Here is a 15,841-nt window from a genome sequence, read left to right on the forward strand (position 1 = left end):
TTTGTTCACCTCTTGGTGGCGAGGGCATCTCACCCTCATATACAAACGATCGTTTCATATAGGGTCGCATCAACCCGCGTTTTCCAGGTCCGGGCGCCCCTACATGCGCTCGAAGATGCCGGCGGCCCCCATGCCGGTGCCCACGCACATGGTCACCATGCCGTAGCGGCCGCCGGTACGGCGCAGGCCATGGGTCAGGGTGGCGGTACGAATGGCGCCGGTGGCCCCCAGGGGATGACCCAGGGCGATGGCGCCGCCCAGGGGATTGACCCGGGCCGGGTCCAGATCCAGTTCCCGCATCACCGCCAGGCTCTGGGCGGCGAAGGCCTCGTTGAGTTCGATCCAGTCCAGATCCTGAACGCCCAGACCGGCGCGGCGCAGGGCCATGGGCACCGCCTCCACGGGACCGATGCCCATGATCTCCGCCGGCACCCCGGCCACCGCGTAACCGGCGAAACGGGACAACGGTTCCAGTCCCAGGGCCTTCACCTGACGCTCGCTCACCAGCAACACGGCACCGGCGCCGTCGCTCATCTGGGAGCTGTTGCCGGGGGTGACGCTGCCGCCGGCGGAAAACACCGGCTTGAGGCGGGCCAGGGCCTCGGCACTGGTGTCGGGACGCGGCCCCTCGTCGGTGTCCACCCGACGTTCCTGAACGGCGATACAGTTCCCCTGGGGGTCCGGCGCCGCATGACGCACCGTGACCGGCAGGATTTCCTGTCGGAAGTGCCCGGCATCCATTGCGGCAACGGCGCGGGCGTGGCTCTGCAGGGCGAAGGCATCCTGATCCTCCCGGCTCACGCCCCAGCGGACCGCCACCTTCTCGGCGGTCAGGCCCATGCCGTAGGCAATGCCCACCTGGCCCTCGTCGTGGAACAGGGAAGGATTGAACTGGGGACGATGCCCCATCATGGGCACCTGGCTCATGGACTCGGTGCCAGCGGCGATCATCACCTCGCTCTCCCCCAGGCGGATGCGGTCCGCCGCCAGGGCCACCGCCTGCAGGCCGGAGGCACAGAAACGGTTGACGGTATAGCCGGGCACCCGGTCCGGCAACCCGGCCAGGAGGGCACCGACCCGGGCCACGTTGAGCCCCTGTGAGCCTTCCGGCATGGCACAGCCCACCACCACGTCGTCGACCAGGGCCGGATCCAGGGTGGGACAGGCATCCAGCACGCCGCGGATGACGTGGGCCAGCAGGTCATCCGGGCGGGTGTGACGCAGGCTCCCCCGGGGTGCCTTGCCCACCGGGGTGCGCAGGGCGGAAACAATGTACACAGCGTTTTCACTCATGATGCATGACTCCTTGCCGTCATCGGTTCGGCTCAGTTGCGCAGGGGCTTGCCGGTCTTGAGCATGTGGGCGATCCGCTGCTGCGTCTGATCGGTGCGCAGCAGCGCCATGAACGAAGTGCGCTCCAGCTGCAACAGCCATTCCTCGCTGACGCTGCTGCCGCTTTCCACTTCCCCGCCACACAGGGCGGCGGCGGCATGACGGGCGATGGCCAGGTCGTGGGAGGAGATGAAGCCGCCCTCGTGCATGTTCACCAGCTGGGCCTGCAGATTGGCCAGCCCGGCCTTGCCGATCACCGGGACAGGCACCGGCAAGGGGGGTCGGTAGCCGCTTTCCGCCAGGGCACGGGCCTGCACATGGGCCACGTGCAGGAGCTCGTGGGGATTGAGCACCACCGTGTCCGAAGGGCGCAGCAGACCCATCTGCCGGGCCTCCCGGGCACTGCGGGACACCTTGGCCAGGGCCACGGTTTCGAAGGCGCTACGGATGAAGGGGAACAGGTCCCCGTCGGGGCTGGACTGGGCCGCCCGCCGGGCCAGCTCCTTGCAGCCGCCACCACCCGGGATCAGGCCCACCCCGGCCTCCACCAGGCCGATATAACTCTCCATGGCGGCCACCACATGGTCGCAGTGCATGAGGAATTCGCAGCCGCCCCCCAGGGCCAGACCACGCACCGCGCCCACCACCGGGATGCTGGCATGGCGCAGACGCAGCGTGGCCTCCTGGAAGCGGGCCAGCATGTCTTCCAGGCTGCCATAGTCCTTGCGTTCCAGGGCGGCCAGCACCTGCTTGAGGTCCGCCCCCACGCAGAAGAGTTCGCCGGGATGCCACAGCACCAGGGATTGATAGCGCTGTTCCGCCTCGGTCACGGCCTGCAGCACACCCTCCAGCACGGCGGCCCCCACTGCATGTTGCGGGGTCAGGAAACTGAGGATGCCCACGTCTTCCTGGAGATGCCACAGACGCACGGCCCCCGTATCCAGGGTCACGTAACGGGCCCGGGACGGGATTTCTCCCAGCACCCGGTCCGGAAACAGCTGGCGCCGGTACACCGGCAACGGCGAGCGGGTGACAAAATCCTCCCCGCGGGCGTCCCACGAGGTTTCCGACCGATGGACCTCGGTCACCGCATCCACCCACGCGGGCAGCGGGGTATCGGTAAGGCTGCGACCGGCCTGAATATCTTCCCGGATCCACCCGGCCACCCGCTCCCAGCCCGCCGCCTGCCAGGTCTCGAACGGCCCGCTTGTCCAGCCGAAGCCCCAGCGCATGGCCAGATCCACATCCCGGGCGCTGTCGGCGATTTCCGCCAGCCAGCAGGCGGCGTAGTGGAAGACATCCCGCTGGATGGACCACAGAAAACGGGCCTGAGGGTGTTCGCTGGATCGCAGGGCATCCAGCCGTTCTCCCGGATCCTTCAGGGACAGGATCTCCCGCACTGCCTCGTCCATTACCTGGCGGGCCTCTCGGTATCCTCCCCGGGACGGATCAAAGACCTGCAGCAGCTTGCCCTGACGGCGATAGACCCCGGCACCGGTCTTCTGGCCCAAAGCCCGCTGCCCGATCAGCCCGCCGACCCATTCCGGTAGCCGGAGAAAGGGCTGCCAGGGGTCCGTCCGCAGCAGACGGGCCGAACCCTCCACCACATGGGCCAGAGTGTCCAGACCCACCACATCCGCGGTCCTGAAGGTGGCGGATTTGGGTCGGCCGATGGCCGGGCCGGTGAGGGCGTCCACCACATCCGCCCCCAGGCCCATCGCTTCGGCATGGTGGATGGTGGCCACCAGGGAGAAGACGCCGATGCGGTTGGCGATGAAATTGGGGGTATCCCGAGCACGGATCACTCCCTTGCCCAATCCGCCCACCAGAAAGGTCTCCAGGGCATCCAGCACCTCGGGATCGGTTTCTCGCCCGGGGATCAGTTCCACCAGGTGCATGTAGCGGGGAGGATTGAAGAAATGAACGCCGCAGAAGCGGCGGCGCAGGGATTTGGGCAGGACATCGGCCAGGGCATTGATGGACAGCCCCGAGGTGTTGCTGGCCAGCAGGGCATCCTCGGACAGGAAGGGGATGATGCGACCGTAGAGTTCCCGCTTGAGGTCCATGCGCTCGGCGATGGCCTCGATGATGAAATCGCACTCGGACAGGGCCGACAGACCGTTGTCATAGTTAGCGGGACGGATGTGGGCGCCGTCGGCCGGGTCTGCCAGGGGGGCGGGCTGCATCTTGCCCAACCCTTGAATGGCCCGACGGGCATGGGCATTGGGATCGCCGCCTGCGGCCGGCAGCTCGAACAGAACCACCGGGATGCCGGCATTGACCAGATGGGCGGCGATCTGCGCCCCCATCACCCCGGCACCCAGCACGGCGGCACGCCGGATGAAGGTGGGCGCCGGACGAAAGGGGGCGCCAAGCGCCGCCTGGTGCATCATCACTGAACTCATGGACTCCTCCATTATCTTGAGTGGGCCTGACGATCGGCCCGGTGGGGGCTTTGGTGCCCGTCATACAGCGCCTCCAGTTCGTCCTGGAAGCATTTGAGGATGTTGTTGCGCTTGAGCTTGAGGGTGGGGGTGAGCATGGCGTTGTCCACGCTCCAGGGTTCCGGCAGGACCCGCAGACGTCGCACCTGGACGTAGCCCGGGAAGCTGCGCAGCAGACCACCGATCCGCTCCAGCACCCAGGCTTCCACCTCCGGCGCGGTACTGGCGGCGTCCATGTGACCGGGCAGGCCGTGCTCGGCAGCCACCTCCTGCCAGATCGCCTCGTTGAGCACCACCAGCGCCACCAGATAGGGGCGCCCCTCGCCCACCACCATCACCTGCTCGAACATCGGGTCGTTGGCGATGGCCATCTCCACCTCGATGGGCGGCACCTTCTCGCCGTTGGCCAGGACGATGATTTCCTTGATCCGGCCGGTGATGGTGATGCGTCCCTCCGGGTCCAGGCGGGCCTTGTCACCGGTGCGCAGCCAACCATCCCGGGTCAGGGCCTGACGGTCGGCGGCGGGGTTGTTCCAGTAACCGGCCATGATGTTGGGTCCGCGCACCTGGAGTTCATCCTGTTCCCCGATCCGTACTTCCACCCCGGGCAGAGGCTTGCCCACAGTGCCCGGGCGGTTATCTTTCAGGGTGTTCACGGCGATGACCGGACTGGATTCGGTGAGTCCGTAGCCTTCCAGCACCGGGACGCCCAGGGCCAGAAACAGGCGGGAGATCTCGGGGCTGAGCGGTGCGCCGCCGCTGATGGCCACCCGCAGGCGCCCTCCCAGGCGGCGGGTGACCTTGCCGGCTACCAGGGCGCTGAGCAGGGGCCAGGACAGTTCCCGCGGGTGCCAGGGAACCAGGCCCTGCCCTCTCTGGTAGCGGTGCCAGCCCACCGCCGTCGCCTGATGAAACAGCCTGCGCGCCACCGGGGGCTTATCCTTGAGGCCCATCAGGATGCGTCCGTAGACCCGTTCATAGATGCGCGGTACCGAGACCAGGGCAGTGGGACGGTGATAGGCCAGGTCTTCGGGCAGATCGGGGACCGACCGGGCATAGGCCACCGTGGCACCGGCCATGACGGGCACGTAGTAGCCGATGGTGCGCTCCAAGGTATGGGAGAGAGGCAGGAAGGACAGGAACAGATCGTCCGGATAGATGGGGATGCGCTGCAGACCGGCCCAGGCGTTCTCCAGCATGTTCCGGTGGGACAACCTCACGCCCTTGGGGCGCCCCGTGGAGCCGGAGGTATAGACGATGGAGGCCAGGTCATGGCCATCATCGGCGGGTGTCGGTTCGGCCCTGCCCTCGCCCCCCCGATCCAGCCACTGGCGCAGACTCATGACCCGCCCCCGACTGTCCATGGGACCCGTCGCCTGGGTCACGATCACCCGCTGCAGCCGCTTGAGGGTCTGCCCACTCTGTTCGATACCGCGCCAGGCCTCCATGTGTTGAAGGATGAGCACGCTGGCGCCGCTGTCTTCCAGGATGTAGGCCAGGTTGTCGGCCCGGTCGCTGGTGTAGAGAGGGACGACCACCAGTCCCAGGCCCAGGGCCGCCTGATCAAAGGTCAGCCACTCACCGCTGTTGGGCAGCATGACGGCCACCACGTCCCCGGGCTTGAGGCCTTCCCGGGCCAGGGCCGCCTGCCAACGCCCCACCGCCGCTGCGGTGGTCGCCCAGCTAAAACCCCGCCAGATGCCCAGGTCGGCATCGAACTGGTGATAGGCGATGGCCTCGGGGGTGCGCCGCACCCGTTCCAGGAACAGCCGGTGCAAGGTGCCGACCTCCCCCGGGGGGATGTAATCCGTTCGCGTTCCCATGGTGTTTCCTCCGATCCTGTCGGGGCTGTCTGTGCAGCCTGAATTCATGATTTCCGATGATTTCATTCGGTTCATGATCAGCCACTGAGCTGATGATGCACCGCAAAAGATTGAACGTTTGTTTGAATTTGACTTAAAAAAAATACGCATGCCGACGCAAACGAGCATTCTGCAGTAGTCGTGCTGCATTGCGTCATTAAAACGTTCGTTTTACGTCTTTTTAAAAAAACGTACTCATTCCATAACCGGCACCTCAGGCCAAGTCGTGAGGGGCCGTTTCCAGAACATCCCGGGCCTGCGCCAATTCTTCCGGTAACGGTGCCCGCAGGCCTGCGGCCAGAAAAGGCACCACCCGACGGATGATCTCTCGTGGCTCTTCCTGTTCCGAATTCCGGCTGGCCGCCAGCAACTGCATCATGTCGTTGCCGGCCATCACGTAGGACATGACGCCCACCAGGAAATGCAGCCGCCAGTAGAGTTCCGTCTTGGGCAGCTCGGGCAGCACCGTCCGAAAGGCCGGCTTGAAGCGGTTCACCAGCGCCTCGTTGGCATGACGCATGTGCTCGTGCAGAAAGCTGGCATGTTCCGTATAGGTGCGTCCCATCAGGCGCACGAAGCGACTGCCACCGCCCCCATCCCGACTCAACTCCAGGGGCGGGCCGATGAAGGCCTCGATCAAACCCTCCAGGGTCACACGGCCCTGGCGCTCCAGACGATCCAGGCGCCGGATGCGCTCCCGGTTGAGGGGCTCCAGTCGCCGGGCCAGCACCGCCTTGATGAGCCCTTCCTTGGAGCCGAAGTGATAATTCACCGCCGCCAGATTGACCTCGGCATGGGAGGTGATCTGGCGCAGGGAGGTCTGTCCAAGGCCGCGTTCGGCAAACAGTTGCTCCGCCGTATCCAGGATACGATCCTTGGTGTCGCTCGCTTCAGCCATGATGCCTTTCGGAATAGTAAACGTACGTTTATTTATAACGCACCGGACGGGCAGGTCAAGGAGAATTTGATACAACGCAATTCCAAGCCCCCTCGCCCACGCCGGGCAATGCGTCTGCTAGTAAATGCGGCGCTCTCCATCCGGCCGGGTCTTGAAGAACCGCAACGTCCAAAGATACTGAGCCGGATCCCGGCGGATGAGGGCTTCCAGTGCAGCATTCATGCGGGCCGCGTCGGCCGCGTCATCCCCGCTGGGAAAACCTTCCAGCGGCGGCGCCATCACCAACTCGTAACAGTCCTCATCGGTGCGGTAGAAGCCGATCGCGGGTACCACCGGCGCCCCGGTGAGTTTCACCAGACGCCCCAAGGCCGGTACCGTGGCCTTGGGGATGCCGAAAAAGGGGGCGAACACGGCGTGCTCCCGCCCCAGGTCCTCGTCGCCCAGGTAGTAGAACACCTTGCCCAGGCGAATATGGCGAATGGCCGGGCGCAGGCCCTGGTCCCGGGAAAACATGGCGGCGCCGTACTGGGATCGGCTGCGGGTGTTGATCCACTCCACCACCGGGTTGGACATGGGCTTGGCAAAGGAGACGCCGCCCACCTCCAGGCTCAGCCGCAGACCGCCGAAATCCAGCGCCGGGGCATGGGCGGCACAGAGGATCACCGGCCGGCCGGCCTGCTGCATGGCCAGTACCCCGGCCTCGTCCACCAACCGGATGCGCTCCCGGTGGCGGCGGCGGCTGCCGAACCACAGCAGGGGGTAGTCGACGAAGCATTGACCGGCAATGCGGAAATGCTCCCGCAGCACCTGTTCCCGGCGGGCGGCGTCCCAGTCGGGGAAGCACAGGCGCAGGTTCACATCGGCAAAGTGCCGACGCTTGCCACCGCTGCGCCAGGCCATCCAGCCCACCAGCCGGCCCAGCCCCAGGGCCACGGGCCGCGGCAGCCACATGATCACCCACAGCAGACCGACGCCCAGCCAGGTCGGCCAGTAGCGGGGATGGAGCATGAAAGCGCGGAAGGGGGGCAGGTAGCCCTCGGGGGCCTGATCCCGCCCGGTGGTGTCGGTCAGGTCAGTCATTGATCCGGTCCGGCCAGCTGTTTCTCCGCCCGCTTGCGGAACACCTTCATCTCCTTGACCGCCTGCAGGTCCCCCTTCTGCTCGGCCACCCGGATACCCTCATCGAAGGCCTCAATGGCGTCATGCAGAGCGCCACCCTCTATGAGGGCCCGGCCCAGTAGTTTCCAGGCGGCGGAATACCCGGGGTCATGACCCACGGCGGCCCGCAGATGGATGGCGGCCTCCCCCGGCTGCCCCTCCGCCAGATGGGCGTTGCCCAGGGTGAAACGCAGCATGGCATTGTCCTGGCCGCCGGCCAGCATGGCTTCAAAACGCTGGATGTTGCTCATGGATGAACTCCCTAGAGGAAGGTCACGCTCACCTGGAACAGGCGCTCGACTTCTTTGACGCGGCGCTTGTCGGTGAGGAACAGGATCACATGGTCTTCCGCCTGGATGACCGTATCGCGGTGGGCGATGATGACCTCGTCCCCCCGCACCAAGGCACCGATGGTACAGCCCCGGGGCAGGTTGATCTCCTCCACCATGCGCCCGACCACCCTGGAGGTCTTGTTGTCGCCGTGAGCGACCGCCTCGATGGCTTCGGCGGCACCGCGGCGCAGGCTGTGCACCGCCACCACGTCGCCCCGACGCACATGGGTGAGCAGGGCGCCGATGGTCACCTGCTGGGGGGAGATGGCGATGTCGATGATGCCGCTCTGTACCAGCTCCACGTAACTGGGGCGGTTGATCAGGGACATCACCGTGCGTGCCCCAAGACGCTTGGCCAGCATGGCGGAGAGGATGTTGGCCTCGTCGTCGTTGGTCACCGCCACGTAGACATCGGTGTTTTCAATGTTCTCCTCGATCAGCAGCTCCTCGTCGGCGGCATCTCCGCTGAGCACCACCACCTTGTCCAGCACCTCGGCCAGCTCCCGGGCACGGACCGGGTTGTGCTCGATGAGCTTGACGGAAAAGTGCGGTCCCAGGGCCTGGGCCAGGCGCTTGCCGATGTTGCCGCCGCCGGCAATGATGAGACGCCGGTAAGGCTTGTCCAGCTTGCGCAGTTCGCTGGTGACGGCACGAATGTTCCGCCGGGCGGCGATGAAGAAGACTTCGTCATCCACCTCGATGACCGTCTGCCCGTCCGGGTAGATGGCGGTGTCCTTGCGAAAGATCGCGGCCACCCGGGTCTGTACCCCGGGCATGTGGCTGGCCAGGTGGCGCAGTTCCTTGCCCACCAGAGGGCCGCCATAGTAGGCCCTTACCGCCACCAGGGAGACCCGGCCATCGGCAAAATCCAGCACCTGCAGGGCGCCGGGATGTTCGATCAGGCGCTGGATGTAGTTGGTGACCTCTTCCTCGGGGCTGATCAGCACGTCGATGGGCAGGGACTCGGGGGCGAACAGGGCTGGATAGCCCAGATATTCCACCCCGCGGACCCGGGCGATCTTGGTGGGGGTATGGAACAGGGTGTAGGCCACCTGACAGGCGATCATGTTGGTCTCGTCGGAGTTGGTGACGGCGATGACCATGTCCGCGTCACGGGCGCCGGCAGCTTCCATCACCTCCGGATGGGAGGCAAAGCCGGTCACCGTGCGCAGGTCCAGGCGGTCCTGCAGGGCACGCAGGATGTCCGGCCGGGTATCGACAATCGTGATGTCGTTGGCCTCGCTGGACAGGTTGTGGGCCACGGAACTGCCCACCTGCCCTGCTCCAAGAATCAGTATCTTCATTCTCTGGCCTTCTTGGGCTCAATGCCGAGGGCGCGCAGTTTACGGTATAGGTGCGTACGTTCAAGCCCCACCCGCTCCGCCAGCCGGGTCATGTGGCCGTCCACCTGCTCCATCTGGCGCAGCAGGTAGTCTCGCTCGAACTGCTCCCGGGCCTCTCGCAGGGGGAGCTCCACGTCCACCGGCGTGGTGTCCCGACAGTCCTGCGCCAGGGGGCCGCGCCCGGACAGGGCGGCTTCCGCCTCGGTCGCATCGACTTCATCGGTGTTACCCAGGATCAGCAGACGCTGAACCAGGTTGCGCAGCTCGCGAATATTGCCGGGCCAGGGATAACGGGCCAGGTGGGCGCAGGCGGCATCGCTGAAGTGACGCAGGGGCAGGCCCTCCTCCTGGTGCAGGGCCTCGGCCTGATGGCGCAGCAGTTCGGGAATGTCCTCCGGATGTTCGCGCAGCGGCGGGACACGCAGGGGCACCACGCTCAGGCGATAGTACAGATCCTCCCGGAAACCACCGGCACGCACCAGGGCGCGCAGATCCTCGCGGGTGGCGGCCACCACCCGCACGTTGACGGCGATGGGATCACTGCCGCCGACCCGTGTCATGCGGCGGCTTTCCAAGGCGGAGAGCAGGCGCCCCTGGGTGTGCAGATCCATCTGGGCCACCTCGTCCAGATAGAGGACGCCACCCGCGGCCTGCTCCAGCAGGCCGTAGCGGATACGGTTGCCCTGCTCCTGGCCGAAGATCTCCACCGCCGCCTCATCGGCATTCATCGCCCCCACCGGCACTTCCACGAAGGGGCGGGCGGCCCGGGCACTGTGGCTGTGCAGGTAGCGGGCAAAGGTCTGCTTGCCCACGCCCGCCTCACCACTGATGAGCACCCAGGTGTCATGCTGGGCAATGCGCAGGACCTGCTCCCGCAGGGCCTGCATCACCGCGCTGGAACCCTCCGGGTGGACCACGCGACTGACCCGGCGGCGCAGACCGATATTCTCCCGGGTCAGCCGATCCGCTTCCAGTGCCCGTTCCACCGTGAGGGTGAGCTTGGCCATGGACAGGGGCTTTTCCAGAAAATCGTAGGCCCCCAGACGGGTGGCTTCCACCGCCGTCTCCACCGAGCCATGGCCGGACATCATGATCACCGGACTGGGCTGGCCGCCGGCCTCGCTCCACTCCTTGAGCAGGCTGATGCCGTCACCGTCCGGCATCCAGATATCCAGCAGGATGAGATCAAAGCGGCGTTGGCGCCGCTGCTCCCGGGCTTCTTCCACGGTGCCGGCCACGGCCACGACGTAGCCTTCATCCTCCAGGATCTCCTGAACCAGGGTCCGGATATCCGGCTCGTCATCCACTACCAGGATACAGGCTTCGTTCACACAACCTCCCTCGCATCACTTGCCGCGGCATGGAGACTGCCGGGTCCGGACAGGGGCAGGTGGATAAGGATCCGTGCCCCACCCTCGGTACGGTTTTCCGCCCAGACCATACCGCTGTGTTCTTCGACGATCTTCTTGACGATGGCCAACCCCAGACCGGTGCCCCGGGGCTTGCTGGTGACATAGGGTTCGAACAGGCGGGGCATCATGTCCTCGGGCAGGCCGCGCCCATTGTCACACACCAGGATCTCCACCATGCCGTGGTACTCATCCTGCCGTATCAAGCGTGTCGCCAGCTCCAGCTGTCCCTGAGGCGCTCCCTCCAGGGCCTCCAGGCCGTTCTTGATCAGGTTGTGCAGCAACTGGCGGACGCGACCGGCGTCGGCCACCAGGGTGGGCAGGTTGTCACACAGGTTCAGGACGAGCTGTACCGAGCTATCCCCGTGCCGATACAGTTCCGTCACCTCCCGCACCAGGCGATTCAGATCCAAAGGTACGGGACTCATGGCCGGGGGGCGGGCATAGTCGCTGAAGGCGTTGACCATGGCCTTCATGGCCTCCACCTGCTGCACGATGGTGTGCGTGGCCCGCCTGAGTACCTGCGCCTCCTCCGGCCCCAGATGGGGATGCAGCTTCTTCTGCAGACGCTCGGCGGAGAGCTGGATGGGGGTCAGAGGATTCTTGATCTCATGGGCCAGACGGCGGGCCACCTCGGCCCAAGCGGCATCCCGCTGGGCCTGCAACAGGGTGGTGATATCGTCGAACACCACTACCGGGCCACCCCGCAGACCGCCCCCGTAAGAAAGCCAGACGCCGCGACACATGAGCACCTTGCGGCCACCGGCGCCAAAGACGGTAAGCTGTTCACTCCATTCGGACTCCCGGTGATTGAAGCGACTGCGCAGGGCCTCGTTGAAGGTTTCCACCACCTTGGAATATTGCCCGATCTCATCCAGGGACCGCCCCAGGTGCCGCTCCAGGTCCACTTCCATGATTTGCGCAGCGGCGGCGTTCGCGGTCCTCAGGGTCAGGCGCCGGTCCAGGGTAATGACCCCGGACGACAGGTTCTGCAGCACCGTCTCCAGATACATGCGCTGGCTTTCCGCCAGTCGCCGGCTGCGTTCCACCTCGTCCCGGGTGGCGGCCAGGGTGCCGGTCATGCTGTTGAAGGAACTCACCAGGAAGCCCAACTCGTCATTGCGGGTGACCAACAGCTTCTTGTGATACTCACCCGCCGCCACCGAGCGGGTTCCTTCCGCCAGTTCCTGGATGGGGGCCACCAGACGCCCGGAAAAATACAGGGCCGCCCAGGTGGCCGTCATCACCGACACCAGCAGTGCCAGGGACAGGGTGGTGTTGAAGCTCTGCTTCAGGGGAACCCGCAGATAGGCAAACTCCTTATAGTCGGAAAAGGCGTCCTGGACGCTGTCCGCCAGCACGCTCATGCGGGGGGCCACCGGATAGACCGCCTGCAGGATCCGACCATCCCCGGCGGGGTCCCGGGTCGGGATCTGGGTCACGATCCGGATATGCAGGCCGTTCTCGTAGATGGGCTCCAGGGCGGCGTAACTGTTGCCCTGAGAGAGGATCAATAGCACCTCGCCCGCCGGCAGGGTCGGCAGCCGTTGCACCCGCTCACCGCTGGCATAGGCGATGATGCGGTTGTTGGCCCCGAACAGCACCAGTTCCAGGGCCTCGCTGCCCTCCCGCATGTCCCGCAGGCGCAGGGCCGCCAGGGTCTCGGAGACATCCACCAGTTCCCGCGCCAGCAGCTCGGTCTGGCGGGTATGTTGGCGCACCCTCAGGTCAAGGGATGAGCGGGACAATTCCAGGGCATCTTCCAGGGCCTTTTCCACCCGCACGTCGAACCAGCTGTCGATCCCCTCGTCCAGAAATTTGATGGAAAAGTAATAGACGATGGTGACCGGCAGCAGGGACAGGCCCACAAACAGGATCAGCAGCTTGGCGGTGAGCCGGGAACCCGGCTCCCGGCGGATGACCTGCCGGCTCACCCGCAACAGGCGTACGCAGATGGCCAGCGCCATGACGATCAGGGCCAGGGAATTGAACAGCAGCATCCAGACATAGAGGCGCTCGAAACGCTCGGAATTCTGTGCGGCATCCCCCATCACCACCAGGGACCCCAGCAGCAGCACGAACACCACGGCCATGAACAGCAACCCCACGGGGGTTTTTTTCAGCGCAGCGACCATGAGTACCACTCACTCACCGGGCTCCATTCCCGGGAAACGTACCCCCGCACACGCAGCGGCAGCGGCAGGTCTTCCGCTTTCAGGCGGGCGCGTAACCGGATGGCATAGTCCCGGTCATCATCAAGCAGGGAGGCGTCCAGCAGCGGCAGCTCCTGCAGGTCTCCCAGGGTGCTCATGGCCGACTCCAGGCGGTAGAAGGCCCGCTGGACACCGGTATTGAGGTGGGTGACGATGTAGAGGCGGCTGAGGGCGTGATACTCCACCCGATAACGCTGCACCAGTTCGGCGACTGTGGCATCCCACATCCAGTCGCGGCTGCGGTTGATCTCTATCTGGACTTCGAAGGTCAGCTTGACGCCGTTGTGAAGCGCCTCGTTGAGATTGCGGGTCAGCCGGTAATCGATATCGGCATTGAGCAGATAGATCCCGCTGACCAGTTCGGTCGCGGCCCAACGCACCTTGAGGGGAGGGTTTCCGGACGCCCCCAGCAGCCCCGGCCAAGCCAGCAGCCAGGCCAGCAGCAGGACCAGGGACGATGCCCGGAACTGGCAGGATACAGCGCTCAAATGCGGCTCAGTCGGGCATAAAAGAACCCATCCATTCCCTGCTCGCCGGCTCGCAGCTGGCGCCCGACCTCCGCGTTCAAGCCCCAGGAGGCCTCGATGGGCCGTTCCCGAGCCCCGGACTCTTCCGCCAGAAAAGGGGCGACCGTCATGACATTTTCCTCCGGCATCAGAGAACAGGTCACGTAAAGAAGCATACCCCCGGGGGCCAGCAGGGGCCAGAGCGCCCGCAGCAAACGGGCCTGCTGCGTCTGCAATGCCTGGATGTCCTCCTCCCGGCGCAGGTGCTTGATATCCGGGTGACGACGGATCACCCCGGTGGCGGAACAGGGGGCATCCAGCAGGATGCGGTCATAGCCGGGACCCTGGTGCCACTGTTCGGGCGCCCCCGCATCGGCGGCGATCAGGTGGGCATCAAAGCCCCCGCGCCGCAGGTTCTCGCGCACCCGCTCCAGACGGGCGGGGTCCGCGTCCACGGCGGTGAGATCCAGATCACCTCCGGCCTGCTCCAACAGGTGCAAGGTCTTGCCGCCCGGCGCGGCGCAGGCATCCAGCACCCGCATGCCCGGGGTACATTCCAGCAGCGGCGCCGAGAGCTGGGCAGCGGCATCCTGGACCGAGACCAGCCCTTGATCAAAACCCGGCAAGCGATCCACCGCGACAGGCTGCTCCAGGGTGAGCGCGGTTTCCACCCAGGGGTGGGGCTGTGCCGCCAAGCCCTGATCCGCCAGCGACCGGCGATAATCATCACGGCCGATGCGGGCCAGGTTGACACGAAGGGTCATCGGAGGATGGGCATTGAGGGCCTGACAGAGGGTCTCGGCGTCCTCCCCATAGGTCGAGGCCAGGCGACGGTAGAGCCAGTCCGGCAGGGCATGACGCACGGCGGGGTCATGATCCACGGAGCGGGCGATCTCATCGGCCTCCCGCTGGGCACGCCGCAGGACCCCGTTGATCAGCCCCACCGCCCATTTCTTGCGCAACCGGCGCCCCAGATCGGCCGTCTGCTGGATGGCCGCATAGTCCGGGGTGTTCATGTACAGCAGCTCGAACAGGCCCATGGCCAGGGCGCAGGCCACATCCTGATCCCGTCCCCGCAGGGGCTTGTCCATCCACTGGGCCAGCATGGCCTCAAGGCGGCGGTGCCAGCGCAGGGTGCCGTAGCTCAGGGCCTGCACCAGCCCCCGGTCGCGGGCACTGACCTGGTCAAGGCGGGTCGGCAGGGCCTCGGACAGGGAGCCGCCCTCCTGCAGGACGCGCAGGATAACGCTGAGGGCGGCTTCACGGGCGGACAGGGACATGCATGACTCCGGTGGTATTGCGGCAGAATGCCCCCTGGGGGGGAATAGGTCGATCAATGCTTGATTTTCGGGCAAAAACTCACTGGATGCAGGCAGATCAGGAACCGCCCGTATCCTGCCCCAGGCACGTCCCCAGCAGCGACCGTGCATTCAGAAATGCCGCTGCTGCCAGGGGCTTGCCGCCGGGCAACTGCAAGCAGGTGATGCGCAGGATCCCCTCGCCGGTGGCGACGTCGATCCCTTCCGGTCCCTCGGCCACCACGGTACCCGGCAGCACATCGACGGCCGCCGCCGGCAGGACCCGGGACATCCACAATCGCAACGGTTGCCCCTGATACAGGGTCTGGGCCACCGGCCAGGGGTTGAAGGCGCGGATGCAGCGGTCCAGCGCCGCCGCCGGCCGCGACCAGTCCAACAGGGCTTCCGCCTTGTCCAGTTTGCGGGCGTAGGTGGCCTGGGACTCATCCTGAGGTTCGGGCCTGATCCGGCCGGCCGCCAGGTCATCCAGACTCGGCAGCAGCAATTTTGCCCCCATCACCGCCAACTGATCATGCAGGGTCTGAGCGGTATCAGCAGGCGTGATGGGGCATTCGCCCTTGCGTAGCATGTCGCCGGTATCCAGGCCGGCCGCCATCTGCATGAGGGTGACGCCGGTTCGTTCATCCCCCTCCGCCAGGGCCCGCTGGATGGGGGCCGCGCCCCGCCAGCGGGGCAGCAGGGAGGCGTGGATGTTGACGCAGCCCAGGCGGGGGATGTCCAGCACCGACTGGGGCAGGATGAGGCCATAGGCCGCCACCACCATGAGATCCGGCCGATAGCCGCGCAGCCGTTCCTGGACCGGTTCGGGCCGCAGGCGCTCGGGCTGCTCCACGGGAACGCCGTGGGCCAGGGCCACCTGTTTCACCGGACTGGGCGTCAGCTTGCGGCCGCGCCCCGCCGGACGGTCCGGCTGGGTATAGACCGCAACGATGTCATGGGGAGAAGCAATCAGTGCCTCAAGGGCCGGCACCGCGAAATGCGGGGTGCCGGCGTAGATGATGCGCAGAGGACCGGGCAATGGAGAA

The 15,841-nt window shown here is 66.0% G+C and carries 12 protein-coding genes; all 12 read right to left on the reverse strand.

Going from position 1 to position 15,841, the window contains the following annotated elements; all coding sequences use genetic code 11:
* Positions 1-99: 99 nt before the first annotated feature.
* A complete protein-coding gene (locus LQ956_RS02620; protein ID WP_238623177.1) occupies positions 100-1,293 on the reverse strand; it encodes an acetyl-CoA C-acyltransferase in 1,194 nt (397 codons plus the stop codon).
* A 32-nt stretch (positions 1,294-1,325) separates the two neighbouring features.
* Entirely contained in the window at positions 1,326-3,737 is a 2,412-nt protein-coding gene (locus LQ956_RS02625) for a 3-hydroxyacyl-CoA dehydrogenase/enoyl-CoA hydratase family protein (protein WP_238629345.1), read from the reverse strand.
* Positions 3,738-3,748: 11 nt separating this feature from the next.
* Positions 3,749-5,599, reverse strand: a complete 1,851-nt coding sequence (locus tag LQ956_RS02630; RefSeq protein ID WP_238629346.1) for an AMP-dependent synthetase/ligase — start codon at positions 5,597-5,599, stop codon at positions 3,749-3,751.
* Positions 5,600-5,852: 253 nt separating this feature from the next.
* On the reverse strand, positions 5,853-6,536 hold the full coding sequence (locus LQ956_RS02635) for a TetR/AcrR family transcriptional regulator (protein ID WP_238623062.1): 684 nt from the start codon (positions 6,534-6,536) through the stop codon (positions 5,853-5,855).
* A 117-nt stretch (positions 6,537-6,653) separates the two neighbouring features.
* Positions 6,654-7,616: an LpxL/LpxP family acyltransferase gene (locus tag LQ956_RS02640; RefSeq protein ID WP_238629347.1), complete on the reverse strand. Its 963-nt coding sequence runs from the start codon at positions 7,614-7,616 to the stop codon at positions 6,654-6,656.
* Positions 7,613-7,945 carry a tetratricopeptide repeat protein gene (locus LQ956_RS02645; protein ID WP_238623064.1) on the reverse strand — a complete coding sequence of 111 codons (333 nt, stop codon included), beginning with the start codon at positions 7,943-7,945 and terminating at the stop codon, positions 7,613-7,615. The genes LQ956_RS02640 and LQ956_RS02645 overlap by 4 nt, the downstream gene beginning before the upstream one ends.
* A gap of 11 nt (positions 7,946-7,956) precedes the next feature.
* Positions 7,957-9,330, reverse strand: a complete 1,374-nt coding sequence (trkA, locus tag LQ956_RS02650) for a Trk system potassium transporter TrkA (protein WP_238623065.1) — start codon at positions 9,328-9,330, stop codon at positions 7,957-7,959.
* Positions 9,327-10,700, reverse strand: a complete 1,374-nt coding sequence (locus tag LQ956_RS02655; protein ID WP_238623066.1) for a sigma-54-dependent transcriptional regulator — start codon at positions 10,698-10,700, stop codon at positions 9,327-9,329. Before LQ956_RS02655 ends, trkA begins: the two co-directional genes overlap by 4 nt.
* Positions 10,697-12,913, reverse strand: coding sequence for a sensor histidine kinase (locus LQ956_RS02660; RefSeq protein ID WP_238623067.1), 2,217 nt, complete (start codon positions 12,911-12,913; stop codon positions 10,697-10,699). The genes LQ956_RS02655 and LQ956_RS02660 overlap by 4 nt, the downstream gene beginning before the upstream one ends.
* The gene (locus LQ956_RS02665) at positions 12,898-13,479 is read right to left on the reverse strand and encodes a DUF4390 domain-containing protein (RefSeq protein WP_238623068.1); all 582 of its coding nucleotides are present in this window, start codon (positions 13,477-13,479) and stop codon (positions 12,898-12,900) included. The genes LQ956_RS02660 and LQ956_RS02665 overlap by 16 nt, the downstream gene beginning before the upstream one ends.
* Complete coding sequence (rsmB, locus tag LQ956_RS02670) at positions 13,476-14,777, reverse strand: 16S rRNA (cytosine(967)-C(5))-methyltransferase RsmB (RefSeq protein WP_238623069.1); 1,302 nt, start codon at positions 14,775-14,777, stop codon at positions 13,476-13,478. The genes LQ956_RS02665 and rsmB overlap by 4 nt, the downstream gene beginning before the upstream one ends.
* 97 nt (positions 14,778-14,874) lie before the next feature.
* Positions 14,875-15,834, reverse strand: a complete 960-nt coding sequence (gene fmt / locus LQ956_RS02675) for a methionyl-tRNA formyltransferase (protein ID WP_238623070.1) — start codon at positions 15,832-15,834, stop codon at positions 14,875-14,877.
* Between the last annotated feature and the right edge of the window lie 7 nt (positions 15,835-15,841).

Origin of the sequence: Ectothiorhodospira lacustris (assembly GCF_022227845.1) — a bacterium.
Taxonomy (GTDB): Bacteria; Pseudomonadota; Gammaproteobacteria; order Ectothiorhodospirales; family Ectothiorhodospiraceae; genus Ectothiorhodospira; species Ectothiorhodospira lacustris.